Annotated in this window: 20 protein-coding genes and 18 tRNA genes; 37 read left to right on the top strand and 1 reads right to left on the bottom strand. The window is 36.0% G+C overall.

Annotated features, from left to right (window positions below; translation table 11 throughout):
* Window positions 1-59 precede the first annotated feature (59 nt).
* Window positions 60-770 carry a purine-nucleoside phosphorylase gene (deoD, locus tag AC57AW_RS03185; RefSeq protein ID WP_309434035.1) on the bottom strand — a complete coding sequence of 237 codons (711 nt, stop codon included), beginning with the start codon at window positions 768-770 and terminating at the stop codon, window positions 60-62.
* 261 nt (window positions 771-1031) lie between these two features.
* On the opposite strand from deoD, the gene AC57AW_RS03180 reads away from it, so the two are divergent.
* The 37 genes from AC57AW_RS03180 to AC57AW_RS03000 all read left to right on the top strand — a co-directional run bounded on the left by AC57AW_RS03180 (window position 1032) and on the right by AC57AW_RS03000 (window position 23193).
* Complete coding sequence (locus tag AC57AW_RS03180) at window positions 1032-1421, top strand: VOC family protein (protein ID WP_496350795.1); 390 nt, start codon at window positions 1032-1034, stop codon at window positions 1419-1421.
* Between the two features lie 293 nt (window positions 1422-1714).
* Window positions 1715-2374, top strand: coding sequence for a conflict system bpX4 domain-containing protein (locus AC57AW_RS03175; protein ID WP_496350867.1), 660 nt, complete (start codon window positions 1715-1717; stop codon window positions 2372-2374).
* The gene (locus tag AC57AW_RS03170; protein WP_496350794.1) at window positions 2361-2942 is read left to right on the top strand and encodes a DUF4919 domain-containing protein; all 582 of its coding nucleotides are present in this window, start codon (window positions 2361-2363) and stop codon (window positions 2940-2942) included. Before AC57AW_RS03175 ends, AC57AW_RS03170 begins: the two co-directional genes overlap by 14 nt.
* A gap of 12 nt (window positions 2943-2954) precedes the next feature.
* A complete protein-coding gene (locus tag AC57AW_RS03165; RefSeq protein ID WP_496350793.1) occupies window positions 2955-4088 on the top strand; it encodes an AAA family ATPase in 1134 nt (377 codons plus the stop codon).
* On the top strand, window positions 4061-4804 hold the full coding sequence (locus AC57AW_RS03160; RefSeq protein ID WP_496350792.1) for a hypothetical protein: 744 nt from the start codon (window positions 4061-4063) through the stop codon (window positions 4802-4804). Before AC57AW_RS03165 ends, AC57AW_RS03160 begins: the two co-directional genes overlap by 28 nt.
* Window positions 4795-7173: a hypothetical protein gene (locus tag AC57AW_RS03155; protein ID WP_496350791.1), complete on the top strand. Its 2379-nt coding sequence runs from the start codon at window positions 4795-4797 to the stop codon at window positions 7171-7173. The genes AC57AW_RS03160 and AC57AW_RS03155 overlap by 10 nt, the downstream gene beginning before the upstream one ends.
* Complete coding sequence (locus tag AC57AW_RS03150) at window positions 7163-8857, top strand: APC family permease (protein ID WP_496350790.1); 1695 nt, start codon at window positions 7163-7165, stop codon at window positions 8855-8857. Before AC57AW_RS03155 ends, AC57AW_RS03150 begins: the two co-directional genes overlap by 11 nt.
* Complete coding sequence (locus tag AC57AW_RS03145) at window positions 8850-9872, top strand: soluble NSF attachment family protein (protein WP_496350789.1); 1023 nt, start codon at window positions 8850-8852, stop codon at window positions 9870-9872. Before AC57AW_RS03150 ends, AC57AW_RS03145 begins: the two co-directional genes overlap by 8 nt.
* A gap of 446 nt (window positions 9873-10318) precedes the next feature.
* Window positions 10319-10447: a hypothetical protein gene (locus tag AC57AW_RS03140; protein WP_047382249.1), complete on the top strand. Its 129-nt coding sequence runs from the start codon at window positions 10319-10321 to the stop codon at window positions 10445-10447.
* Window positions 10448-11021: 574 nt separating this feature from the next.
* Window positions 11022-11089: transfer RNA gene (locus AC57AW_RS03135), tRNA-His, on the top strand.
* Window positions 11090-11097: 8 nt separating this feature from the next.
* A tRNA-Ile gene (locus AC57AW_RS03130) sits at window positions 11098-11171 on the top strand.
* A 75-nt stretch (window positions 11172-11246) separates the two neighbouring features.
* A tRNA-Lys gene (locus AC57AW_RS03125) sits at window positions 11247-11323 on the top strand.
* A 3-nt stretch (window positions 11324-11326) separates the two neighbouring features.
* Window positions 11327-11451: transfer RNA gene (locus AC57AW_RS03120), tRNA-Arg, on the top strand.
* A 5-nt stretch (window positions 11452-11456) separates the two neighbouring features.
* A tRNA-Asp gene (locus AC57AW_RS03115) sits at window positions 11457-11528 on the top strand.
* A 68-nt stretch (window positions 11529-11596) separates the two neighbouring features.
* Window positions 11597-11668 (top strand) — tRNA-Pro (locus tag AC57AW_RS03110).
* A gap of 6 nt (window positions 11669-11674) precedes the next feature.
* Window positions 11675-11746, top strand: a tRNA-Glu gene (locus tag AC57AW_RS03105).
* Between the two features lie 5 nt (window positions 11747-11751).
* A tRNA-Ile gene (locus tag AC57AW_RS03100) sits at window positions 11752-11825 on the top strand.
* 4 nt (window positions 11826-11829) lie between these two features.
* Window positions 11830-11901 (top strand) — tRNA-Asn (locus AC57AW_RS03095).
* Window positions 11902-12126: 225 nt separating this feature from the next.
* Window positions 12127-12208, top strand: a tRNA-Cys gene (locus AC57AW_RS03090).
* A 131-nt stretch (window positions 12209-12339) separates the two neighbouring features.
* Window positions 12340-12423, top strand: a tRNA-Tyr gene (locus AC57AW_RS03085).
* 81 nt (window positions 12424-12504) lie between these two features.
* Window positions 12505-12576 (top strand) — tRNA-Glu (locus AC57AW_RS03080).
* Between the two features lie 339 nt (window positions 12577-12915).
* Window positions 12916-12989 (top strand) — tRNA-Leu (locus tag AC57AW_RS03075).
* A gap of 90 nt (window positions 12990-13079) precedes the next feature.
* Window positions 13080-13152 (top strand) — tRNA-Leu (locus AC57AW_RS03070).
* An 89-nt stretch (window positions 13153-13241) separates the two neighbouring features.
* Window positions 13242-13314 (top strand) — tRNA-Phe (locus AC57AW_RS03065).
* A gap of 101 nt (window positions 13315-13415) precedes the next feature.
* Window positions 13416-13488, top strand: a tRNA-Leu gene (locus AC57AW_RS03060).
* Between the two features lie 88 nt (window positions 13489-13576).
* Window positions 13577-13649: transfer RNA gene (locus AC57AW_RS03055), tRNA-Phe, on the top strand.
* 97 nt (window positions 13650-13746) lie between these two features.
* Window positions 13747-13817: transfer RNA gene (locus AC57AW_RS03050), tRNA-Trp, on the top strand.
* A 77-nt stretch (window positions 13818-13894) separates the two neighbouring features.
* Window positions 13895-14380 (top strand): ribonuclease H-like YkuK family protein, encoded by a 486-nt coding sequence (locus tag AC57AW_RS03045; RefSeq protein WP_496350788.1) that lies wholly within the window; start codon window positions 13895-13897, stop codon window positions 14378-14380.
* Window positions 14381-14434: 54 nt separating this feature from the next.
* Window positions 14435-14806 carry a cyclic-phosphate processing receiver domain-containing protein gene (locus tag AC57AW_RS03040; RefSeq protein ID WP_496350787.1) on the top strand — a complete coding sequence of 124 codons (372 nt, stop codon included), beginning with the start codon at window positions 14435-14437 and terminating at the stop codon, window positions 14804-14806.
* Window positions 14806-15285: a DinB family protein gene (locus AC57AW_RS03035; RefSeq protein WP_496350786.1), complete on the top strand. Its 480-nt coding sequence runs from the start codon at window positions 14806-14808 to the stop codon at window positions 15283-15285. The genes AC57AW_RS03040 and AC57AW_RS03035 overlap by 1 nt, the downstream gene beginning before the upstream one ends.
* Window positions 15286-15384: 99 nt before the next feature.
* The gene (locus AC57AW_RS03030; RefSeq protein WP_496350785.1) at window positions 15385-15975 is read left to right on the top strand and encodes an RNA ligase 1 family protein; all 591 of its coding nucleotides are present in this window, start codon (window positions 15385-15387) and stop codon (window positions 15973-15975) included.
* Window positions 15976-16161: 186 nt separating this feature from the next.
* Window positions 16162-17106, top strand: coding sequence for an MBL fold metallo-hydrolase (locus AC57AW_RS03025; protein ID WP_496350784.1), 945 nt, complete (start codon window positions 16162-16164; stop codon window positions 17104-17106).
* 166 nt (window positions 17107-17272) lie between these two features.
* Entirely contained in the window at window positions 17273-17836 is a 564-nt protein-coding gene (locus AC57AW_RS03020; RefSeq protein WP_318848635.1) for a metallophosphoesterase family protein, read from the top strand.
* An 87-nt stretch (window positions 17837-17923) separates the two neighbouring features.
* Window positions 17924-18466 carry a 3'-5' exonuclease gene (locus tag AC57AW_RS03015; protein ID WP_318848636.1) on the top strand — a complete coding sequence of 181 codons (543 nt, stop codon included), beginning with the start codon at window positions 17924-17926 and terminating at the stop codon, window positions 18464-18466.
* Window positions 18467-18547: 81 nt separating this feature from the next.
* Window positions 18548-19099 (top strand): 3'-5' exonuclease, encoded by a 552-nt coding sequence (locus AC57AW_RS03010; RefSeq protein ID WP_318848637.1) that lies wholly within the window; start codon window positions 18548-18550, stop codon window positions 19097-19099.
* A 511-nt stretch (window positions 19100-19610) separates the two neighbouring features.
* Window positions 19611-20405, top strand: coding sequence for a DUF7825 domain-containing protein (locus AC57AW_RS03005; protein WP_318848638.1), 795 nt, complete (start codon window positions 19611-19613; stop codon window positions 20403-20405).
* 91 nt (window positions 20406-20496) lie between these two features.
* Window positions 20497-23193, top strand: a complete 2697-nt coding sequence (locus tag AC57AW_RS03000; protein WP_496350783.1) for a DUF6493 family protein — start codon at window positions 20497-20499, stop codon at window positions 23191-23193.
* The last annotated feature ends 2 nt before the right edge of the window (window positions 23194-23195 follow it).

The raw sequence follows: 23195 nt of genomic DNA, 5'->3' as shown, positions 1-23195 counted from the left end.
AAAGAGCTCTACTGATAAAGTAAAGCTCTTTTTTTATAAACAAAATTGTCTTTCGTTTCTTATAAACTCTTTATTGCTGATTCCAAAGCCAGTTCCATCATTGGATTCAAAGCTTTTTCTCTTTCGTCAGCAGAGATTTTTTCATGAGTAGGAATGATATCCGTTACCGTAAGAATAGTCGCTGCATTTTTTCCTAAATGTTGAGCATTGGCAAATAAACCGAATGCTTCCATTTCTACTGCAGGACAGTTGTATTTTGTAGCAATTTCAGGAGTAGCAGGATCTTTTCTGTAGAAAATATCACTACTGTGGATGTTGATTGCTTTAGCATTTAATGATAATTCTTTAGCCGTTTCATTGATGGTACCAAAGATATTCCCCTGGTGAGGAAGGATTTCATCTTCAATTCCCCATGCATATTTGGCATAAGTACTTTCGCTGGCAGCATTTTCAATATTTAAAATATCAAAAAGCTTAAGATCCGTATTGTAAGCACCACAAGTCCCGATTCTGATAATCGTCTCTACTTCATATTCTGTAAATAACTCAAAAGAATAGATCCCGATACTTGGGAAACCCATTCCACTAGCTCCTACAGTGATCTCTTTTCCTTTGTAAAGACCTGTATAATAAAGAATTCCTCTGGTTTTACTTACCAGTTTGGCATTTTCTAAATAATTTTCAGCAATATACTGTGCACGAAGCGGATCCCCCGGCTGCAATACTACTTTGGCAATTTCTCCTTTTTTTGCACTGATGTGAATACTCATAATGTTATTTTGAATGGACAAAGATAATAACTTTTAGATTGTCTCCGCGATTACGATAATGGAAACAAGGAAGCCTTCTCACATCAACACAATATATAAGATGTTATCAATAAATGCTTTAAATAATACGATATATGAAGTCTTTTGTATAATTCAAAACGTAATCTGGTAAATACAGTACAATAAAAGAATAGTATGGAGCAGGTATGATGAAAGGAGTACGGTTAGTTTTGCAGAAGTAAAACAATAAAATTTTTAAAAATGAAAATTGAACATATTGCCATCTGGGTTAGAGACCTTGAAAAATCCAAAGCATTTTATCAGAAATATTTCGGAGCTGTTTCCAATGAAAAATACCACAATCCTGTCAAAAATTTTCAGTCTTACTTTTTAAGCTTTGATAATGGCTGCAGGCTTGAAATAATGACGAAACCAGATCTCAGAGAACCTCAAAACTCCTACGAATCCCAAGAATATGGAATCATCCATCTTGCATTTTCAGTAGATAGTAAAGAAAAAGTAGATGAACTTACAGAGATGTTGAGAAAAGACGGATACACAGTGGCCGGAGAACCTCGTACCACCGGAGACGGGTATTATGAAAGTGTAATCCTTGACCCGGAAAACAATATTATTGAAATCGTAGCCTAATCCGTTATTACGAGTAGCTTTTTAATAGGTTGGAAAACGCAAAGGCGCAAAACTTAATCAATGCCGTGCTTTAAGGCGCAAAGATTTTATCTCCGATAAAAATTAATACTAAAAATTATAATTCTTAATTTAAAAATTATTTTGCTGAAATCTCAGATTTTCCTGCACCTTAAAAACAGCATAATGTCTATAATCTTTGCGTCTTTGCGTTTTCCAACACTATAATTCCATATTTAACATGAATCTTCACCTCAAAAATTTTATTCTCAACGAAATAATTTTATTTTTGTTAGATCATGGAAACCAAGTCACCGTTTTTAGACACGATCTTTTTGCTTCGTAAGAAAGAATGTATTACGCTCTTCTCAAGCTTACAGCAAATTTCCCCTCAGGAAGAGGTGGAAGCAGGAGATTATTTTGAAACAGAATTTGAAAAAGAAAGACTGGAGTTTCTATCTGACCAACTTACTTGTAACAAAGAAACTGCCGTATGGGCCGCAAAAATTCTCTATCACAGCGCACAGCTGTATCTGATCAGAGAAAATACAGAGAAAAATATTGAAAATCTTATTCCCGCATTTAAAGGAAGCCGGGATATCTCTTCTATCTTATCCGCAGATTTATCACTGAGGTTTTTACCACAAGTTATTGTTGCTTTAAACGCTGTAGATCCGGAAGATCCTTTGATTGCCATGCTTGATGATATTCTGATGCAGTTTCACTATTCCGGAATCGGGTATGATCTCGATCTTAAAAATGTGAATTGGCAGGAAGAATTGAAAGATAAAACCTACAGAAAACTCTATCTGGAAAGAATTGTTGAAAAAAAAGATTATAAACTGGCGGAAATTCCGTTCATCAATAAACTAATAACAGCCGAATTCGGAATTCACAAAGACGCATTCTGGCGAGAACTAAAAACTATAACCGAAGACCCTAATGAAAACGTATGAGAAAGTATTTGAATTTTTAACAGACCCCACCAAAGAAACCTTTCTTAAATGCCGTGAACTGGTAATCAATGATCCGGAATATGATCCTTATTCCGAAGATATTGAAAACATTCAGGATTTACTCAATGAAGGAAAATTTGAAGAGGTTATACAATATGTAAATGTCAATATTCTACTGAGCCCAAGAACTCATATCTATAAATATTTTGCCTACAAGGAATTGGGAGATGAAAAAGGAAGGAATATTGAAATGACAATCGCTCAGATTATTTTTGAGTGCCTTGAAAAGACAGGAGACGGAACCAAAGAATTTCCCTATATTATTACAAGAATTTCTGATGAAAGAGATTTAGTCAGACATCACTTGAATAAACAGGATGTATCACAAAATCTGGTCAAGGACGGAGATAAGATAATGGATGCTCTTACACTCGATGATGGAACGCAATTGTACTTTGATATTAAAGATCCTTATCAGAGACTGGCTTTTTCATTCAGCAAAAGAAATCAACAGGCAGAAAATAAAGATGAAGAGGAACCTCAGAAGAAAAAATGGTGGAAATTTTAATTTTTTAAATCAATGAATCAGAATATAAATCAACTCAATACAGTTCTTAACTACGTAAAAGAAACTTTTGTAGGTAAAAATGATGTCGTGGATCTGTTGGGAATATGCCTTTTGGCAAGAGAAAATGCCTTTTTGTATGGGCCTCCGGGTACGGCAAAATCGGCTATTGTCAGAACCCTTGCAAAAACAGTAAAAGACGGGAAAAATTTCGAATACTTGTTAACCCGTTTTACAGAACCGAACGAGATCTTCGGACCTTTTGATATCAGGAAACTGAAAGAAGGAGAACTTCTGACCAATACGGAAGGAATGATGCCTGAGGCTTCCATGGTTTTCCTGGATGAAATTTTTAACGCCAACTCTGCTATTCTGAATTCACTTCTGATGGCACTTAACGAGAAAATTTTTAAAAGGGGAAAAGAAACAAAACATTTACCTGCACTAATGTTCGTAGGAGCAAGTAACGTCCTTCCCGAAGATGAAGCACTGAACGCATTATTTGACCGTTTTCTGGTGAGAATCAATGTAGATTATGTAAAACCTGAACTATTACAACAGGTACTTTTAGCCGGAAGAAAGCTAGAAAATGAAGAAGAAACTGAAATTCCGGAAATTCATGCCGATGAGATCAGACAGCTTCAGAATCTGTGCAGAACAATAGACCTTAAGCCAATCTATGAAGTCTATCTGAACACTATTATGAGCCTTCGGAATACAGGTATTGCTATTTCAGACCGTAGAGCGGTGAAACTTCAGAACCTGATTGCTGCGAGTGCCCTGATCTGCGGAAGAAAAGAAGCGGTGCTTTCCGATCTTTGGGTACTGAAGCATATCTGGGATACAGAAGAACAGATTGAAATTCTGGAAGGAATTATCAACAGGACCATAGAGAAAGATGATCATTCGGATTCCCATCCACAGGCGATGCACAACAAAACTCCCAATCCTGAAGAAGTCATGAAAGATGTGACAATTCTTGTAGAAAAATGGAATGGCGGAATGCTGAGTTTTGAAGAACAGAATGTGATTAAAGATAAACTGAGATACCTGCAGACCCGTTGCGACTGGATCAGAAATCCGGAACAGAAGCAGTATATCCAGCAAGAAATTGAAAGCTTATGGCAGAAGATCCTTCAAAGCGTTTAAAAGAATTCTGGGCTGAACTTCCCCGTGCTGATGAAGACTTTCTGGGCTCTATCAGAGACTGGAAAAACGTTCAGATCGCAGTAGATGAAGAAACAATCTGGCTGAAAGGCTTTACTGCCGAACAGGCCGCAGCTCCGGAAATACAGCAGTTACCGGACTTTATCCTGTATGAACTTCGGGATGGTCTGTTGTTTAAGAAAGAAGCTTTGGTTCCGAGTAAAAAAATGAGAACAGCATTACTTTGGATACCCATAGACAAAGCATTACAGCTTACTTTTCCACTTTCCAATCAAAACTATTTTGGAATTCAGGAACAGGTTCAGGTAAGAGTAAAAGAGAGTAATGAAGAGCAGCCGGTAATTGCTTTATTAAGCAATATTGCTGATATTAAAGAAAGTATCACAGCATTACCGAAGTTTAAACTGGAAAAAATACAATGGACTGTTCTGGGAGATAAAGCCCTGTTTATGGGTATTCCATTATTAAGCTTTCCAGGAAAAACATATTGGACAAAAGACAGACATCTACTGCCGGCAGGTCTGGATTTTGAATTTAAAAATCTAAGTACACTATTACAGCAGAAATATAATAAAGAGTCGGAAGGATGGTTGCTTTGGGATGAAAATGGAAATTACCTTTTAATAAAAGAAACAGATTTCCGTCCATTGTCCGTAAGCTCGTTCCGTCTTACAGAAAAATCAAGAGAATGGAATTAAAGGCTTATTTCCAGTCCTATGAAAATTATTTCTGGGAATGGAAAACTGATGAAGATGTTCCCGGTGATTCCGGGTACCATGACAACAATCTCCTCTCGGTTCCGGGAGTGGGAGCAATTGCTTACAGGCCTTATGTGATGGAGATCCTCAAAGAACTTCAGCCACAGGGATGGCCTCCGTTTGGAGCGTTGCTCATGGTTTTGTATGCCATGCAGGACGGTTATATTGATTTTGTCGGGCCTTTAAGACATACCTCTGAGTTTTATAGTGGAGAAGACTTTGAATTCAATGTGGAAAAACAAATTGAATTTCTTCAAAAGATACAATCACTTCCCAATGCTTATAAGCAGAAACAAAACAGAATTGTACTGCTGCAGACCTTATTCAATAATAGCCACAACAGAATATCTTCAGTGAATGCTGAAGCGAATATAAGAATCTACTATAAGAGACCCCATGAGCTGGCTTCCAGTGCAGAAAAACAAGATGCTGCTCCATTCGTTTTAAACAAAGATTTAAAAGCGTTAGATCTGAACGAAAAATTTCCTACTGTACAATCCATTATTGATGCCATGAAGGGGCTGATTGACGAGCCTGAGCTGGATGATGAGGTGGTAGAAGAAGAAACAACAGCGGATACGGATAAAGATTTTATCAAAGAATTAATTGAAGAACCCAAAACATTTCAGGTAGGAAGCCTGATCAAAAGAATCTGGAGCGGGCTCAAAATCCCGATGCGCCATCTTTCTCCCGGAGAACAGCCCATCGGAGGAATTTCTGATATGACCAACAAAGGTGATTTTCACAGAATGCTTCTTTCCGAATTTGCCAATGAAGATGACGTCTTTATGAATAGGGTAGCCAATAATGAAGCACTTTATATCCAAAGAGAAATTCCGCCTGAAGAAAATATTTTTGAAAGAATTATTCTGATTGATACTTCCCTTAGAAACTGGGGGACACCAAAAGTATTGGCTTTTGCCTCTGCAATTGCTGTCATCAAACATCCGAAAGCCCATTCTGAATGTAAAGTTTTTGCTTTAGGGCAGGCAGGTGTTCCAATTACCCTCAACAAGGTGGAAGAAGTGGTTGAAAACCTTAATCAGGTGAGCCCGGTTCTGGAAGTTTCAGAAGCGTTGGAAAGTTTTTTTAACCAGGAATATACCGAAAAAGATATTGAAGTTTTCTTCATCACCCATCATGAGAATATGGAGGATGAAAAAATTCAGCGGGTGGTTCATCAGAATAGAGACAGACTTAAGTTTTTGGTGACTACAACTTCAGATGGTGAAATTAATTTTTATAAACACCACAAAGGAGCCAGAAAACATATTCAGAAAATAAAACTTCCATTGCAGGAGCTGTGGGCGAATCCACCGCAGCAAAAACAGTCTGTTCATAATTTCAACGGCAAGAAAACAAACCTTCCGCAAAATTATCCGGTCTTATTTCCAACCCCTGTTAATAAGATCGCTAAGTTTTTATATGAAGGAGAATTTTTCATTCTGAGTTCAAAAAAGCAGCTATTGAAGACTTATCTTTCTGATAACTATTATGACAAGCATTCCTATGATTACTATAAAACGCATCATGGCTGTGAAGTTTTATTTGATAACATTTCTATAAAACCAAAAGGACAGTTTGCTCTTGCAAAAAACAAACAACAGCACTTTATTCTGTGTCAGTACCAGCCTGATCGAAAGTTAATTTTAAAACTTGATCTTAATACAGGAGAATATTCTGAGCAGAATCTTACAGGAATGAATATTCCTGATTTCTACAGACTGATTTATTTTGGACGAAGTTTTTACCTGCACCACCCGGACAATTCTACCCATTACAAAATAAACAGGGACGGGAATGTTTCTGTAGAACCTATTACAGGAAAAGATAAAGAATTTGAAAAAAATAATATAAAAGCCGAAGCAGAGGTTGCCAAACTGAAAGGAAGCGGATTGAGGATTATCAATAATTTTCAGAAAATAGGAATCAATCGGTATGAAAATCTGGTTATTTCCGGACATGAATTGTACAGCGCTTCTGAAAACACCCTGGATTTTTCCAAGAATAAATATGAAATTAAAATTTTTGCCGAGCAGAATAAAAATAAATTTACATTCCCTGATGGAAGCGAAATTATTACAGACTCACGGGGAATGCTGACTTTCCGAAGCAGTAACAAGAGTATTGAAGAGTTTTTTATTCCTTCCACGGCTAACGGTTTTCTTTCTTTAGCAACCTATACAGAATTTGGAGGATCAGAATATTATCTTCCGGAACATGCCCTGTTGAAAGTAAGAACAATGGATGATATGTGTGACAGGTTTTTGAAACCGTTTATAGAACAGATTTTGGATTATGGAGCTTAGAATAAAACCTTTCCCGAAAAATAACTATCCCAAAAAGGGGCTTTTGATCCGAGGCTCTTCACCTGTGGTATGGCTTCAGGAAATGGAAATGCTTGGAATTAATGTAAGCAAGGTAAGATCTTATGCGATCCCGGCCAATAGTCCTAATGTATTGTATGGTTGTTTCCTTGTTTTTAATGACAAAGCCCCGCAGGAAATAGGGAGAAATGCTTACTTTCAGTGCGTGGATAACAGGCTTTTTATCCCTGAAAATACTACTTTTTATCCCAAAATAAATCCGGAAGACTGGGCACAGCTTGACTCCCGTTTTCTGGTTATGCATCCTGAATTCGGACTGGTAAAGTTATCAGAAGAAATCGACTGGATTTCATTAATTCAGCAACCTGGTATCATCGATGAAAACATCAGAAAACCACTGAACGGAGTTTCAATTCCTCAAAAAATTGAAAGCTATACGGTTGAAATAGATGATGAAAAAGTAATGGAAGCATTACAGCCAAAGCAAACCGAAGAAGAATGGATGAACAACCTTCCGTTTGACCTGAAAAAAGTAATGGCCGGGAATAAAAAAGAAATAGAAAAATATTTACAATTTATTGAGAAATATCCCGAAAGAGCAGTAGAATTAGGTGTTTCGCTGGATGTTATGGGAACTTCCAGAGGAGATGGCTTTGGCAAGTTCACATGGCTGGAAACATTATTTGGTGGAGGCTCTAATGGAAAGAAAGAGAGTGCAGGAACAAAAAATTTTCGAAGAATATTCTGGGCGGTAATTATTGTGGCTATAGTTTTAAAGATTGCCTTACCTTCAGATAAAAATCCCGAACAGGAAGAAAAGACTGCTTCTTCAGGAAAAATTGCAAACAATGCTGTACAGGCACCTTCTGATATGATTGCTTTCCAGTCTGGAACCTCGGAAATTGATCTGAAGATAGACTCTCTGTATCATCAGGAGCGAAAAGAATTGTCCAAAGAACTTGTTCACGCCGGGATCATAGAATCTAAAACAAAAGAAGACAAAGAAAATTATAAAAAAGCTGGTGGAAGAGATGTAAGTGAAATAGGAAGAGACATCGGGAAGCTTGTTGATAAAGAAAAACAAAGCAGAGACTCTCTTAAAACTATTTATACCAAAAAAATAACAAAACACCTTGAACAAAAGACTGAAAAACTGAAACGTAAAATTTCAGATTCTCTAAAGCAGTATACCAAAGGAAAACCTGTAAATGGAGAAGTCGTAAAATTCCTGCTGAAAAAGAGAAAAGCTTTGATGGCTGATTCTCTGGGAAAACTTTACGGAACACTGGATATTGTAGACCCTTCTTCTGCCTCCATTGATAAATCCAAAGTGAAAGGAATAGGTTCAGAAGGAACCCCACTGGAGAAAAAAGCGCCGGTTTCAGATATTATGTATATGGTTATCCTGATGATTGCCGGAGTAGGTCTGTATTTGTTCTTATTTAAAAACAAATCATTAAACCTTGGCGGTGATAATGTACCTGCCTGGATGAAATTTATTTTAATAGGAATCCTTGTGGCGATGCTGGTGTACCTATTTTATCCATTGGTAAAAATGTTTGGCTACAACTGGTTTGTATGGGTTCTGGTGATCTGTGTGATGCTGCTCCTTTATCGTTTGTTCAGAGAAGATAAAACCATTTTAAACTCCGATGATGATGAATAAACAGAAATTTATAGACAAATTTATAGCTGCATTCATGCTGTTGGCCCTATTTAAGGTCATCGGAATCGTTGCCCAGTTATTTCATGAAAGCTTCTGGAGTGTGGTTGGAACATTAGGCATTTTCTTAATTGTAGCCTTTATCATCCTTCTTGTCATCACTTCTTTAAAAGATAAAGAACAAAACAACAGAAATTCAGCGGGAAGAAAAGGCAGTGGAAGCAGCAGTTTCTATCTGGAAAATTCACTTTTTGACAGAATCCGGAGTAAATACGAAGAATTAGCAGAGAAATATATTGCTGAAAACGATTATAAAAAAGCAGCAAGAGTCTATATGAATCTGCTGCAGGATAATTACAGAGGTGCAAAAACACTTGAAAATGGCGGGTTCTACAATGAAGCAGCCGTAGTCTATCTTAAAAAGCTGAATAATAAATCCGATGCAGCAACCTGCTATGAAAAAGCAAAACAATACAAAAAAGCCATTGACCTTTACAAAGAAATGGAGCAGAAAGAAAAAGTAGGTGATCTCTATAAAGAAATCAATGATCTTAAAAATGCCCATCATTACTATCAAATAGTAGCAGATGATTATACTATTAATAATCAGATGGTGAAAGCTTCTTTAGTATACCGTAAAAAAATGGAAAAAACTGAAGAGGCACAAAAAGTATTGCTGAAAGGATGGGAAGAAGACAGAGATGCTTTCAATTGTCTGAATAACTATTTTGCCAATATTTTTGATGTAAAAAAGCTTGAATCTGAAATACAGCATTTATATCAAAAAACTCCAGCCCATAAGAAGATTACTTACCTGGAGGCTCTGAAATATGAATTCAAAAAAGATCCGAAATTACATGCCGTCACAAGAAATATAGCCTACGAAATCATTGCTGAAAAAGTAGCTACCCGCTCAGAAATTGTGAACGAACTGAAATATTTTAACCCTAATGATGAGGTGATTCTAAAAGACATCTCGAGATTTAAGACTGGAAGGAATAAGATGTTTAGAAATTAAAAGATTGAAAGATTGAAGAATTTAAAAATTAAAAGAAAAATTTCTCTTTGAAAAAGAATTCATCCGCTTCATCAAATCATTCCCTCTTAGCTCCCTTAAAATAAGCATTTATAAGAACAAAAAACCTTGCGTTTAAGATAACATAACAATTTTGTTGGAAGACCGCAAAGACGAAGGTCTTATAAATTTAATGTATGATTTTTAAGACGCAAGAAAATCGAAGATCTTCAGCAAGTAAACAATATATAGTAAGTAGTATTCTACATCATCTTTAACTAATCTGGGAGAGGCCTATAAAGTATTTAATGTTATCGGAGATAAAATCCTCGCGCCTTAAAGCAGATTTTTTTAATATTATTTTGCGCCTTTGCGTATCTAAAACCTTCCAGAGATTGTGAATCTTATAAAATAATACCAAAAAAGATTTATCTTTGCCCCAGAAAATTATGACAATACAAAGAGCACATATCAATGCAGAACTATGCGAAAGTCCTTCTAATAAAGGATTATTCGGATATGATGAGATGATATGGAATGAGGCGAAATGTGCTGACTTTGGAAATTATTTACTGTAAACTTGTAAAAAATTAATCAAAATACAACAGAAACGCCTCGGAAAACCGAGGCGTTTTTTGTTTTTTAGGTCAGAAATTATTTAGAATGAAAAAAAATAACTATAAACATGAAAATTTTTTAATTAACAATGAAACTTTAATACGATAAAATAGAGTGATAAGCAACCCAGTGAGAGACAGTCATTTAGGTAATTAAGATATCTGCAAAATATTGCGGACAGAAATTCTATACTCTAAAAACAATACGTAATTAATTGATTATCAATAATTTAATTTGAAAATTTATTTGCGAATTCCAAAAATTCATATTTACTTTGCAACCGAAAATTGAAAGCAACAGGTTTTCAGGATTCAATTAAAAATAATTTAGAAACAACAAAAATAAAATGAAACAGTTACACAACATATTCAATCAATATTCAAGACTATTCGGACATGAGCCGGCAGGAGTTCTGTGTATTCTTGATAGTGAAATTGTGGATGAAAGGTGCTTATATACGTGGGTCAGCTAATGATCTTTTACGTTAAAATATATGAAGCGCCTCCCGAAAAGAGGCGCTTTTTTTATGGTTTCTTTAGCTTATTTGGTAAAGCGCCGGTCTGTGGAACCGGAGAACAGGGTTCGATCCCCGGAGATACCCAAAATATAAAATCCCATGGCTCAATTGGTTAGAGCATCGACCTGATACGTCGAAGGTTGAAAGTTCGATTCCTTCTGGGATTACAAAAAATGTGAATTGTGAAATTAAAAATTGACAAGCAAGCGAATTGATTATTGACGATTCACAAAAATTAAAACAATCTCATAGCTCAAATGGTTAGAGCACCGGTCTTTTAAACCGGGGGTTGAAAGTTCAAATCTTTCTGGGGTTACCAAGCGGTTCCGTAGCTCAATTGGATAGAGCATGGGTTTTCTAAACCCAGGGTTAGAGGTTCGAAATATAAAGTATTCGTGAATGCCATAAAGCAAAGTATGAAATTCATGAACAATCCTCTCGGAATCACAAAAGGTCTATTGAGGTAATGGCTAACCTGCCCGACTGTCTCTTGGGCACTGCGAGTTCGATTCTCGCATAGACCGCAAAGATTCATAGAAAATTTCGGCTCCGACTGTCTCTCGGAAAAGACTTTTAAAGTGAATCTGCAAAACTGGAAAGATAACGGTGGTTGTTTACCCGTCTTGGACGCGGGAGGTCGCAAGTTCGAATCTTGCTTTCCAGACAATTTGTTCCATTAGCATAGTGGTAAGTGCATTCGGCTTTCTACCGAACGACAAGGGTTCGATCCCCTTATGGAATACAAATGATTTCGTAGCTCAAGTGGTTAGAGTGTCGGTCTGATACACCGAAGGTTGAAGGTTCGAGTCCTTCCGGAATTACAATGATTTTGTAGCTCAATGGTAGAGCGCCGGTCTGTTAAACCGGAAGTTGAAAGTTCGAATCTTTCCGAAATCGCAGATAACGAAATGTTAATTGTTTCAGGAGAAAAAGTAAAAGTTTGTCGAGAGCAGAAGATCTTTACGCCAAACACAGAAAATACAGACAAACTTTTTCTGATCTCTCCAACGACAGTTAGAATTGAAGATATCATTTATAAATTTTTAGGTAAAAATAAAGTTTGCTAAGTGCAGACGTTCTTATATCAAATATAACAGAGCAAACTTTATTTTTTAATAATCTGATGGTTCGCCGAAGTGGGAGAGTCGGGGCGGTCTGCAAAACCGTTGTGTAAACTGAGTGGGTTTGAATCCCATAACCATCTCAATAAACTAAAATGAGATTAGTTCAGGAGAAAAAATAAAAGTTTGTCGAGCATAGAAGTTCTTATATCAAACAAAAAAATAAAGACAAACTTTATTTACTCCAATGAGAAATTAATGACTCATGAAATCCGGAAGTACGCCGAAGTTGGAGAGTCGGGGCAGACTGTAAATCTGTTGCTTCATAGCTGAGTAGGTTCGAATCCTGCTACTTCCACCCAACCACTGATAATGTAATGGCAGCATGCAAGAAATGTACTCTTGTTGTTTAGGTTCGATTCCTGGTCAGTGGGTTAATGCTCTATTCGTCTAACGGTGAGGACGCCTGCCTTTCGAGCAGAAAATAAGGGTTCGATTCCCTTATAGAGTACTGGATGTGAATAGCTGGTCAATATTGAATTGATATAATACCATGAAAGTTCAGATTTTTTTTTAAAAAATTGGCCAGTTACCATTCACACAAAAAATGAAGAAAAGAGAAAAAGGACTGTCAAGAGCAGAAGATCTTTAGTCAATAAAAATAAAGACAGCCTTTTACTTTTTTTAAACAAAATAGAATTAGGAAATGAGAAAGGTTTGTCTAGCGCAGAAGATCTTTACAAGCACTAGCAGGCATAGTTTATAGACAGAGCTTTCTCAAACCTAGATGTCATATGATGAGTAATAATAGAGTTTCATATTACTAATTACTCATTACTTATAAAAAAATGCCTCTCTATTCCAATTGGCAGAGAAAACGGCTTTAAACCCCGTAAAGTCCCAGTTCGAATCTGGGGAGAGGTACAGAATATGAGTAATAAGCAATGGATGATGAGTAATTAAACAGCATGAAAAATTACTTATAACCAATTACTCATTATTCATAAAAACGCTGCGGGAATGGCGGAATGGCAGACGCTCTTGATTTAGGATCAAGCTTTTGGGGGTTCGAATCCCTCTTCCCGTACTAAAACATAAATGATAAGCAATGAGCGATAAGTAATGATATAGGGTAGAAATTACTAATTACCAATTACTCATTGCTTATAAAAATCCGGAAGAGTAGTGTAGAGGGTCTGCACGTTAGTTTGAAAAACTAAAGGTACAGGTTCAATTCCTGTCTGTTCCACAAAAATATGAACGATAAGTAATGCGCAATGAGTAATCATTGATACCTGACTAGTTCTTGATATTACTCATTACCAATTACTCATTATTCATAAAAACGCTGCGGGAATGGTGGAATGGCAGACACTCTTGATTTAGGATCAAGCTTTTGGGGGTTCGAATCCCTCTTCCCGTACTAAACATAAATGATAAGTAATGAGCAATAAGTAATGATATAGGGTGGAAATTACTAATTACCGATTACTCATTGCTTATAAAAATCCGGAAGAGTAGTGTAGAAGGTCTGCACGTTAGTCTGAAAAACTAAAGGTACAGGTTCAATTCCTGTCTGTTCCACAAAAATATGAATGATAAGTAATGCGCAATGAGTAATCATTGATACCTGACTAGTTTCTGATATTGCTTATTACCAATTACTTATTACTCATGAATTACTCTGATAGTGTAATGGCAGCATCTCAGTCTCCAAAACTGATGGTATTGGTTCGAGTCCAGTTCGGAGTGCAAAAGATGAAACCAGTGAAGGGTTATCATTTATCAATTATCAACAATCATTTATCAATTTAAAATATGTAGAAAAAATGGAAACGCAACAACAAACATGGCAGAATATGAACGGAAAATTTTTCCACAACTCTATCATACAGCTGGTAGAAGAAGCCATCATCCGCGAACAGGCAAACGGACACCGTCTGAAAGTATGTGTGGGATCAGACTCTCATGTATACGGAGATGCCATCAATTATGCTACGGCAGTAGTATTTATTCGCGAGGGAAAAGGAGCGTTTACCTTTATCAGAAAAGAAAGAGAAATACAGAGTATCAGTATCAAAGAGCGAATGCTGAATGAGGTCAACAAATCTGTTGAAATTGCATACGCTATCTGCTCTGTGTTGGATACTTATGGTGTGGAAATGGAGGTGCACGCAGACATTAATACCGACCCCGACTTTAAATCCAATGTTGCATTAAAAGATGCAATGGGATACATTCTGGGAATGGGATATGTGTTTAAAGCAAAACCTTTTGCCTTCGCAAGTTCCAATTGTGCTGATATGATGGTTTAAACTTAAATATAAAACGAGAACCATAACGACTATGGTTGAGTTAAAAAGATAGCCATGGAAAAGACAAAAAGATTATTATTTCTAGATGATATAAGATATCCTATTGAGGCGTATCATTATACCAAACAGGACATGTTCCTCAGAAACGATTGGCATATCGTTCGGAATTACGAACATTTTGTCAACAGGATTTTGGAAAAAGGACTTCCTGAAATGATTTCTTTTGACCATGACCTGGCTGATGAGCATTATCTCAAACAAGATTCTCAGGAATACGTTGAAAGAACAGGATACGACTGCGCCAAATGGCTGGTAGAATATTGTATGGACAATTATTTGGATCTTCCAAAGTTCTATTGTCACTCCATGAATCCGGTAGGAAAGGAAAATATTCTTTCCCTTTTAAAAAACTTTAAAAAACTGTAATGGATATTTTTAGATATATTCAGGATATAAAAACACATCTGAAATTCACATTTTATGAAGTAGACGGATGGTTTAAAAAAGATGAAGAAACGTTGAATAATCAGCCTTCAAACGGAGGCTGGACGGTTCATCAGATTTTAGAGCATATTTATCTTACGAATTTTTATCTGTTGATCCTTATTGAAAAAGGTTCAAAAAAAGCAATGAAAAATTCTTTGAATCTTGACCTTGAATCTGAAGTGAAAAGCTACAGTTTCAATAAAGAAAACTTTGACCAAGTAGGTGAGCATGGCGCTTTTGAATGGATAAGACCAAAACATATGGAACCGAAAGGAAAATTAGGTCTGGATGAAATCAGGATCTTAATAAATCAGCAATATCTTCAGTGTCTAGAGTACCTGGAAATAATGAAAAATGGTGAAGGATTCTTGTATAAAACGACAATGACAGTGAATAAACTGGGGAAAATTAATGTATAGGAATATATTTATTTTCTGTCACTTCATGCCCAAAGGCATATTACCCAGATGAAAAATAATGAATTGGATGCTTAAAATAATCCATAAAAAACAATTGAAATGAAAAAAATAAGTACATTATTCAAAAAAGATATAAATAATTTAGGAAGAGTTATTGACGAAATTAATCCTGAAAACAATTGGGTTTTTGAAGGAAAAGCTATTGCTACGCAAAAATTTGATGGTTCTGCATGTGCAGTGATCAACGGTAAATTATATAAAAGATACGATGCTAAGAAAGGAAAAATAGCTCCTGAAGGTGCAATTGCGTGCCAGGAAGCCGACTTTGTTACTGGTCATCATCCACATTGGTTAGCGTGTGATATTGATAAAAAAGAAGATAAATACTTTTGGGAAGGCTTTACTGCTTTGGCTGAATTGGGTAAGGTAGAAGATGGAACATACGAACTTATCGGTGAGAAAGTACGAGGAAATCCTGAAAATATTAAACGTCATTTATTAGTAAAACATGGAGATCATATTCTCAGTTTAAAAAGTTTGGATTTTGAATGGATCAAAAACTTTTTAAGTGATCCTGAGAATAATATGGAAGGTATTGTTTTCCATCATATCGCTGATAATCGTATGTGTAAGATCAGGAAATCTGATTTTGGTGTACGTAGAAAGGAAGTAAAAGAACTTATTGTTTAAAATAAAAATTAAAGTTTCAGTAATTCATTTTACCGAAACTTTTTTATGTATAAACTAACCATAAATGCTAAGTGAGTTTAAGAACCTGATTTTCATTATGCAGTAAGTTTGTCATTCCGTAGGAATCTCAACCGTTAAAAGTGAAAACAGAGTTTATATTTTTTATGGTTTAAAAAAGAAAAAAACATGTTACAGGCAGAAATAAAAAGTCTTTTAAAAGAAGACATCAGTATATTGATTAAAATTCCTAACTCAGGAAAACACTATTTGTGTGATTGTGGAGAAGCAAGTTTATTGACTGTGAAAGAAGTACAGTCTATATCAGCTGTATTCATTAGTCATACCCATATTGATCACTTTTCCAATTTTGATGGAATTTTCAGACATCAGATTGGAAGCGGAGAAAAAGTGGTGATTTGCGGGCCAAAAAATATTCATCAACAGGTTGAAGCAAGGTTAAAATCTTACACCTGGAATCTGATTGCTGAAAACGCGATTGAATATGAAATTCGGGAGATTGTTTCAAAAGAAGAAATTAATATCTACACCCTTCGTCCGTCATATTGGAATCTGGATTTGGTAAAGACTCAGAACTTCCTGTTTGAAGACGAATATGTCAACGTAGATTTTGCTATTCTGGATCACAAAACAGATTCTATCGCTTATTTATTTAAAGAAAAAGATTCGGTCACCTTTAATGAAAATGCTTCCGGTTTAAAAAAAGGAAAGTGGATAAGCGAATTGAAGACCGCTTTTGAAAATAATGATGGTGATAAAGAAATCGAAATTGAAGAAACTGTTTACAAAGCAGCTGATTTGTTTGATCTATTAACTCGTAATACAGGTTATAAACTTGGCGTAATCATGGATCATGCAGCAGATGAAAACAATTATGAAAAAATCAGAACAATATTTGAACGTGCAGATATCGTCTATATTGAAAGCTTTTATAAAGATACCGATCAGGAATTTGCAAAGATCAATTACCACAGTTTTGCTTCTGCATCAGGAAAAATCATGAATGAATGTCAGGTAAAAGAAGCCATTCCGATTCACTTTTCAAGAAGATATACGGAAAGTGATCAGGAAGAAATTGAAACAGCTTTTTATAAAGCGTTTCGTAAGAATTAATTAAAAATATTTATTAAACAAAACTACGAAGTTAAACATTGAATGTGTCATTCAGACGAATGAAGAATGTGTTAAAGTGAAAGAGATTCTTCATTCCACTTTGTTTCATTCAGAATGACAACAAAATGTTAAAAATTGTGTAGTTAAAAACAAACAATTAAAAAAAATGAAACCCAATATATTTTTTACAGCAGACCATCATTTTGGTCACGAGAATATTATAAAATTTTCAGAAAGACCTTTTGAGTCTCTGGACCATATGAATGAAGAACTCATTAAAAGGTGGAACGAGAAAATTCAACCCGGTGATACGGTCTACCATTTAGGAGATATGAGTCTGGGAAAACCGGATTTTACAAAAGAGATTTTAGACAGGTTAAATGGTAATATCCATTTGATCAAAGGTAACCACGAGGGAGCGGCTTTAACTTATCCCAAACGTTTTGCTTCCATCAGAGATTATCACGAACTGAAAATTGATGAAGCAGATAACAGCAACGGAAAACAGAAAATCATTCTTTTCCACTACGCCATGCGTACCTGGAATGGCTCGCACCGCGGTGTCTGGCAGTTATACGGACATTCACACGGAGCACTGCCGGATGATGAGATGGCATTAAGTTTTGACGTAGGGGTAGACTGCCACGATTTTTATCCGATTTCCTACGAAGAAGTCAAAGAATTGATGAAAAGGAAAAAATGGACACCACCATTTGCTCCTAGAAATTAACAATTAACAATGGAAAAGAAGCTGAAGGGTAGAGTGGTAGAAACTAACTACCTTCTAACCTCTAGCTTCTAATTTCTAAAAAGAATCATGAAAACGACCAATGAGATTATCATTATCGATCTGGAAGCTACGTGCTGGGAAAATGACAGAATTCCCATCGGGCAGAAAGTCGATATTATAGAAATAGGGATTTGCAAATTAAACTTAACATCAAAAGCAATTTCCCAAAAACAAAGCATTTATGTAATCCCCGAAAGATCAGAAATCAACAGATTTTGTACACAACTGACCGGAATTACTCCTCAAATGATAGAAGAAAAAGGAATCTATTTCGAAGAAGCCTGTGAAATGATCAGGAATGAATACCATTCGGTACCGCTTACATGGGCAGGATATGGAAACTTTGATGGAGAGCAGATCATAGAACAGTGTGACTGGCTTGGAATAACAAATCCATTTTCAGAAAACTACATGAATGTGATGCATGAATTTAAAAGACATTTCAGACTGAATAAACAAATAGGACTTAAGAGAGCCTTGGATTATTTGAAGATGGATTTTGAAGGTACTCATCACAGCGGAGCAGACGATGCTTACAATACAGCCAGAATTTTAAGTAAGATTCTGTGAAATTAATTCGGATAGAAGTCTGAAGCTGGGATTACAGGTTCCTGCGATGAGCTTCTATCTTTTAAAACAAATTTTAAAAAAGTGAAAACAACAGACAATATATTAATAGTAGACCTTGAGGCAACGTGTTGGGAAAACCGACCGCCTAGAGGCCAGGAAAGTGAGATCATCGAGATCGGCGTATGCATCATGAATGCAAAGACCGGTAAGATCTCCAAAAATGAAGGGATTCTGGTAAAACCCCAATATTCAAAAGTAAGTCCGTTCTGTACGGAGCTTACCACCCTTACCCAAAATATGCTGGATAATGAAGGAATCATGCTGGACGATGCATTCGATATCCTGAGAGCAGAATACGATTCAGAAGAACTAACATGGGCCAGCTACGGAAATTACGATCTGAACATGCTTCAGGACCAGGCAAGAAGATTCTACACAGATTATCCTATGAGTGATGACCATATCAATGTGAAAACATTATTTGGAGAAATTCATCCTACTATCAGGAAAAGTGTTGGGATGAACAGAGCTTTGGGTGAATTGGGTCTTACGTTGGAAGGCACCCATCACAGAGGTGTAGATGATGCCAAAAACATTGCAAAGATTTTGCATTGGTGTCTGAAAAATTATTAAAATAATGTTGCATTTTCAGCATTATCAACCAAACGGACTCTCTTGAAAAAGGGAGTCTTTTTTTATAAATTAACTTTAATGAAAACTTTTATTCATTTGATGTATGCCAGAATTACATGAACATATCAGCAGAAATGTATTTTTGAAGGGAAAGCAGAAACAGGAAAGACTACTTTCCCGAATGAGGTCACAATTCAGTCATTATTTGCTATTCCTTCACGAACATTTATTTTAAATAAAATTAACGTATCTGGCTGAAAAGGTGATGATCTTTTAAACCAAAATAAATTCAAAAATAAATAAGGATAGGAGAAGTAGAATATTTAAAATATCGGCCTTAGATCCTCTTTTTTATCAATATATCTTTAAACAGGGAATTGTTTTGTTGTCTGTAAAGAACGTGGTAGAGGTGGTTTTATTAACTTAATGTTTTGTTAAAAAATTCACATTTAAGGGATAATTTACTGTCTGTCAGTCAATTTTTGTTATTTTAGCTGATAAGAATGAACTTATGCTTATTGATGAAGGTTTTAAGGCAATATATTTAAACTATAAAATAAAGGAGATTGTTCCTTTTCTTAAAAAGCTTACACCAAAAGATAAAGAAGAAATTGCTGCTCTTTTAAAAAAACATAGGAATAAAAAACTGAGCCGCAATACAATTTCTGTATTGGCTTCTTTGATTTGCTGCAAAGCGGGAAATGAGTACAAAGACAAATCCGGATATGATGCGATACCGGCTTGTTTTGTCGACGGATTTTCTGAAAAATATCCTCCTGAAAATACTTCTTTTTTGAACATTTTATTCAATTCTTATTATAGTGTTTATCATAATAGGCTGATGAGAATTTTATTTCAGAGACTCTGCTTTTCAGGATCTTTTTTTTCAATGGGAAAAAATAAAATCTTGTTAAGTTCTGTATATCAGTATAGTGTAGAGGATGAGGTGGTGTTTCCGGATGTCTGGATGAAGATAGATTTACCCTCCCCGCAGATGCATTATTTATTCCTGTCTTCGGGACTGTTTAATAAATACGAAACACTCTCTGGTACGGCTTTTGAAGCCTTATTAAACAAGGCAGTTTCGGATGATTTTAAGGTAAAGGAACTGGAAATAATAATCAATAAAAAGACCAGTTTTGAATGGACGTCTGTGAAGAGATTTACAGATAGAATTTTAAAACGTATCAATCTGATTACCAGTTGTGATATTACTTTCAGAAAACTGCTGATAACCATTCTTTCAGCCGTTGGAAAATCAGTTTTTAATGTTAAAAAGCCTCTTGAGCTTTGCAATGGTTTGTAAAGCAAAACAGGCAAAGCCATTATCGGACTGCTAGAAGAATGGAAAAAAAATGAATAACCTGAAACAAATTTATACATCAAATTAGAAGTACATGAAAGAAAGACTTTATGAGATCCTTAATGAGGAAAAAATACATGAGATAATCCCTTTTTTACAACAGCTTAGTCTGGAGGAAAGAAAGACATTGGTACCATCAATAAAGAAAATGGACCGCGAGATCAGCAAGATTGTAATGACTAAAAATTCCTACCATACGGCAGGATCTGTAAGTCAGCATTCCATTATTGATATTGCTTCATTTGTATGTATGGATAAAAAGAATTTCGGTAAAAATTACTGGAGTCTTTTCCGAAATACAGAACAAACAGAGCAGATATTAGAGTGGGGATGCCCGGAATGGTTCTCAGACTTTATCAATGAATCTGTAGAAGCTGAATTTACAGCATTTAACTATAAGGATATTTTAGGATGGACGGAAAAAGGCTATGTACAGCCAAAACCTGAATTGCTGGGACACCATCTGAGCAATTATCCGGCAGAACTGGACCGCCACCCGGAAACCCTTACTACCCACTTTTGGTATTTATGTGAATACCCTTCCAAATCTTTACCCTTCCGTAAAGAATGGTTTCCTATTGTTCAGAAGCTGATCACAGAAAAAAAGATTGAAAGAAAGAGATTTTTGAAAGAATGCCTTCTGGCTTCCAACAGAAATTTTAATAAAAATGTGACAGGCTGGTTTATGGATGCGTTTACATCATTAAAACCAACAGAAGATGAGCTGTCTGAACTGCAGGACGAACTCCTTGCAGGGCTGGCTTCCTCACAGTCAAAAGCCGTGAATACCATATTGTCACATTTGAAAAAAATTGTGGCAGTTCCTGATTTTAAAAATGATGAATTTTCCCACTACCTTCCGAATCTGTTGAGTTCGGAAGTAAAAACAGTGGTTGTTTCCAGTTTGGTTCTTACTGAAAAAATATTCCAGAGAAAGAAAATAGATCCCGAAATGTTGGGAATGGCTTTAAGTACGGCATTTGTCAGCAAAGATGATGGCATACAGTCGAAAGCAGCGAAGATCATTCTTAAATATATTCCGGCTTCAGAAAATATGGTAGAGGCTCTCTCCCATTATTCAGACAATATACTTACCAATGTACGTCCTCTTCTGAAGAAATATATTGAAGAAAAACAACCCGAGCTGGAGGCAATAGCTTCCGAGAAATTATCTCTGACTACAGAAGGGAATGCTGTAAAAGTACTTCAGAACTTTGAAGATCTGATGTTTTATCTTCCTTTGGCCATGGATGATCCATACAGCCATCATTGTGATATTGCTTTAGCAGGATTTATCCGCTTTGCAGGTGATGTAAATTCGGAATCTGTGAAATTAATAGAACCGGTATTTTTGAAAGCCTGTAAAACAATTGCGAAATGGGAAGTTCCGTATCTGAATGTTTTACTGTGTAATGCCATTATCAATTATGGCTTGGATTTACTGGAAAAATATCCGATTCAGCTTAAAAATCTGGAAAAGATTTACCATAAGACGAAAGAAGAGGAAACTGCAAGAGAATCTTATTCCAATTATCAGAAAAAATTGGGACCTATTGAAAATGTCGGAGCAGATTGCCCTGCCAGAACCGCGTTTAAAGAGCTTGCCATCTATGCTTATGAAAAAATAAAATCCGGAGATAAGATTCCTTTATTGTTTCCGGTTACCCATGCTCCATGCTGGATTTCCCCTGTCACACTGGTGGAAAGATTGGAGAGCTACCAGAATAGTAATACTGAACCCCATCATCTGGATATTCAGCTGGCACTGCAGCGTTGTGCTTTAGACAATACTTCAGAAGCCATAATAGAAGCTGAAAAAAGATTAAAAGGTGAATATAAGGAACTGTTACTTTTCTTCTTTGGCAAAAATGCCAAGCCGGAAGGAAAATTTGAACATCCTTCATGGTGGATGACGGCGGGAATTACCCGTTCACCGGAAACCGTGTTTGAAGAATTCAGCAGTTTCGGATATGACGATATTCCTGTAGAATTCTTTTCGGGAGCCTACAAATGGAAAACTATTGATAATAAGAAAAACTCATACTACCCTGTAGAACTGAAGATTGTTATTCCTAAATATCATCTTACAAAAAGGAAAGACCCCTTATTTGTGGAATATTTTGTGGCCGAACAGAAAGAACTTATCGAAATTCCTGCATTGATGCTGTGTTTTCCGAACACTCCGGCAAATGCTTTGGCAAAAGTAATCAAACACTGTCTTTTCTTTTCAGGAATTGCCGAAGTCTATGAGAGAAGTTTGGTTTTGAATACAGCAAATGCGCTTTATCAGGTCAAAAAACCTTTGGACGAAATAGGATATCTGTTCTTAGGAACTATTTTCCTGGACAGTGATAAAACCATTCGTGGTACAGCAGCTGAAATATGGTTGGAACATGTGTCTTCCCAAACGATGGATAATGCATGGCTAGGAAGAGTGATTGGCCTGCATGAAAAGCTGGAATGGGCACCTGTTAAAAGATTGACAGATCTTATGCAGCACCATATGCTGAATGTGAGTAAGAACCATAATCTTGCTCTTGAAGAATTGATTTCCAATATATTGCTTCAAATGGATGCTCCGGTTACGAATCTGAAGAAAATCCTGGAAATTTACCATGAAGTATTGGCCTTGAATCATTCAGAAGCCGATAAAGAGATCATTGGGAAATTAAATAGCTGGAAAGAAAATTCGAGTCTGAAAAAGATCTGCAATCTTCTTCTGAAAAAATAGAG

Source organism: Chryseobacterium sp. BGA-UO-ETr-SB22, from assembly GCF_059567885.1.
Note: the sequence above shows the minus strand (reverse complement) of the source record. Positions and strands in the feature narration are given on the sequence as shown.

What these genes read in the sequence shown, in the direction of transcription:
- AC57AW_RS03160 (WP_496350792.1), top strand. Translation starts at nt 4,061, where the DNA reads ATGGCAGAAGATCCTTCAAAGCGTTTAAAAGAATTCTGGGCTGAACTT.
- AC57AW_RS03140 (WP_047382249.1), top strand. Translation starts at nt 10,319, where the DNA reads ATGACAATACAAAGAGCACATATCAATGCAGAACTATGCGAAAGTCCT.
- AC57AW_RS03040 (WP_496350787.1), top strand. Translation starts at nt 14,435, where the DNA reads ATGGAAAAGACAAAAAGATTATTATTTCTAGATGATATAAGATATCCT.
- AC57AW_RS03045 (WP_496350788.1), top strand. Translation starts at nt 13,895, where the DNA reads ATGGAAACGCAACAACAAACATGGCAGAATATGAACGGAAAATTTTTC.
- AC57AW_RS03155 (WP_496350791.1), top strand. Translation starts at nt 4,795, where the DNA reads ATGGAATTAAAGGCTTATTTCCAGTCCTATGAAAATTATTTCTGGGAA.
- AC57AW_RS03165 (WP_496350793.1), top strand. Translation starts at nt 2,955, where the DNA reads ATGAATCAGAATATAAATCAACTCAATACAGTTCTTAACTACGTAAAA.
- AC57AW_RS03020 (WP_318848635.1), top strand. Translation starts at nt 17,273, where the DNA reads ATGAAACCCAATATATTTTTTACAGCAGACCATCATTTTGGTCACGAG.
- AC57AW_RS03170 (WP_496350794.1), top strand. Translation starts at nt 2,361, where the DNA reads ATGAAAACGTATGAGAAAGTATTTGAATTTTTAACAGACCCCACCAAA.
- AC57AW_RS03025 (WP_496350784.1), top strand. Translation starts at nt 16,162, where the DNA reads ATGTTACAGGCAGAAATAAAAAGTCTTTTAAAAGAAGACATCAGTATA.
- AC57AW_RS03180 (WP_496350795.1), top strand. Translation starts at nt 1,032, where the DNA reads ATGAAAATTGAACATATTGCCATCTGGGTTAGAGACCTTGAAAAATCC.
- AC57AW_RS03150 (WP_496350790.1), top strand. Translation starts at nt 7,163, where the DNA reads ATGGAGCTTAGAATAAAACCTTTCCCGAAAAATAACTATCCCAAAAAG.
- deoD (WP_309434035.1), bottom strand. Translation starts at nt 770, where the DNA reads ATGAGTATTCACATCAGTGCAAAAAAAGGAGAAATTGCCAAAGTAGTA.
- AC57AW_RS03035 (WP_496350786.1), top strand. Translation starts at nt 14,806, where the DNA reads ATGGATATTTTTAGATATATTCAGGATATAAAAACACATCTGAAATTC.
- AC57AW_RS03145 (WP_496350789.1), top strand. Translation starts at nt 8,850, where the DNA reads ATGAATAAACAGAAATTTATAGACAAATTTATAGCTGCATTCATGCTG.
- AC57AW_RS03005 (WP_318848638.1), top strand. Translation starts at nt 19,611, where the DNA reads ATGCTTATTGATGAAGGTTTTAAGGCAATATATTTAAACTATAAAATA.
- AC57AW_RS03015 (WP_318848636.1), top strand. Translation starts at nt 17,924, where the DNA reads ATGAAAACGACCAATGAGATTATCATTATCGATCTGGAAGCTACGTGC.
- AC57AW_RS03030 (WP_496350785.1), top strand. Translation starts at nt 15,385, where the DNA reads ATGAAAAAAATAAGTACATTATTCAAAAAAGATATAAATAATTTAGGA.
- AC57AW_RS03000 (WP_496350783.1), top strand. Translation starts at nt 20,497, where the DNA reads ATGAAAGAAAGACTTTATGAGATCCTTAATGAGGAAAAAATACATGAG.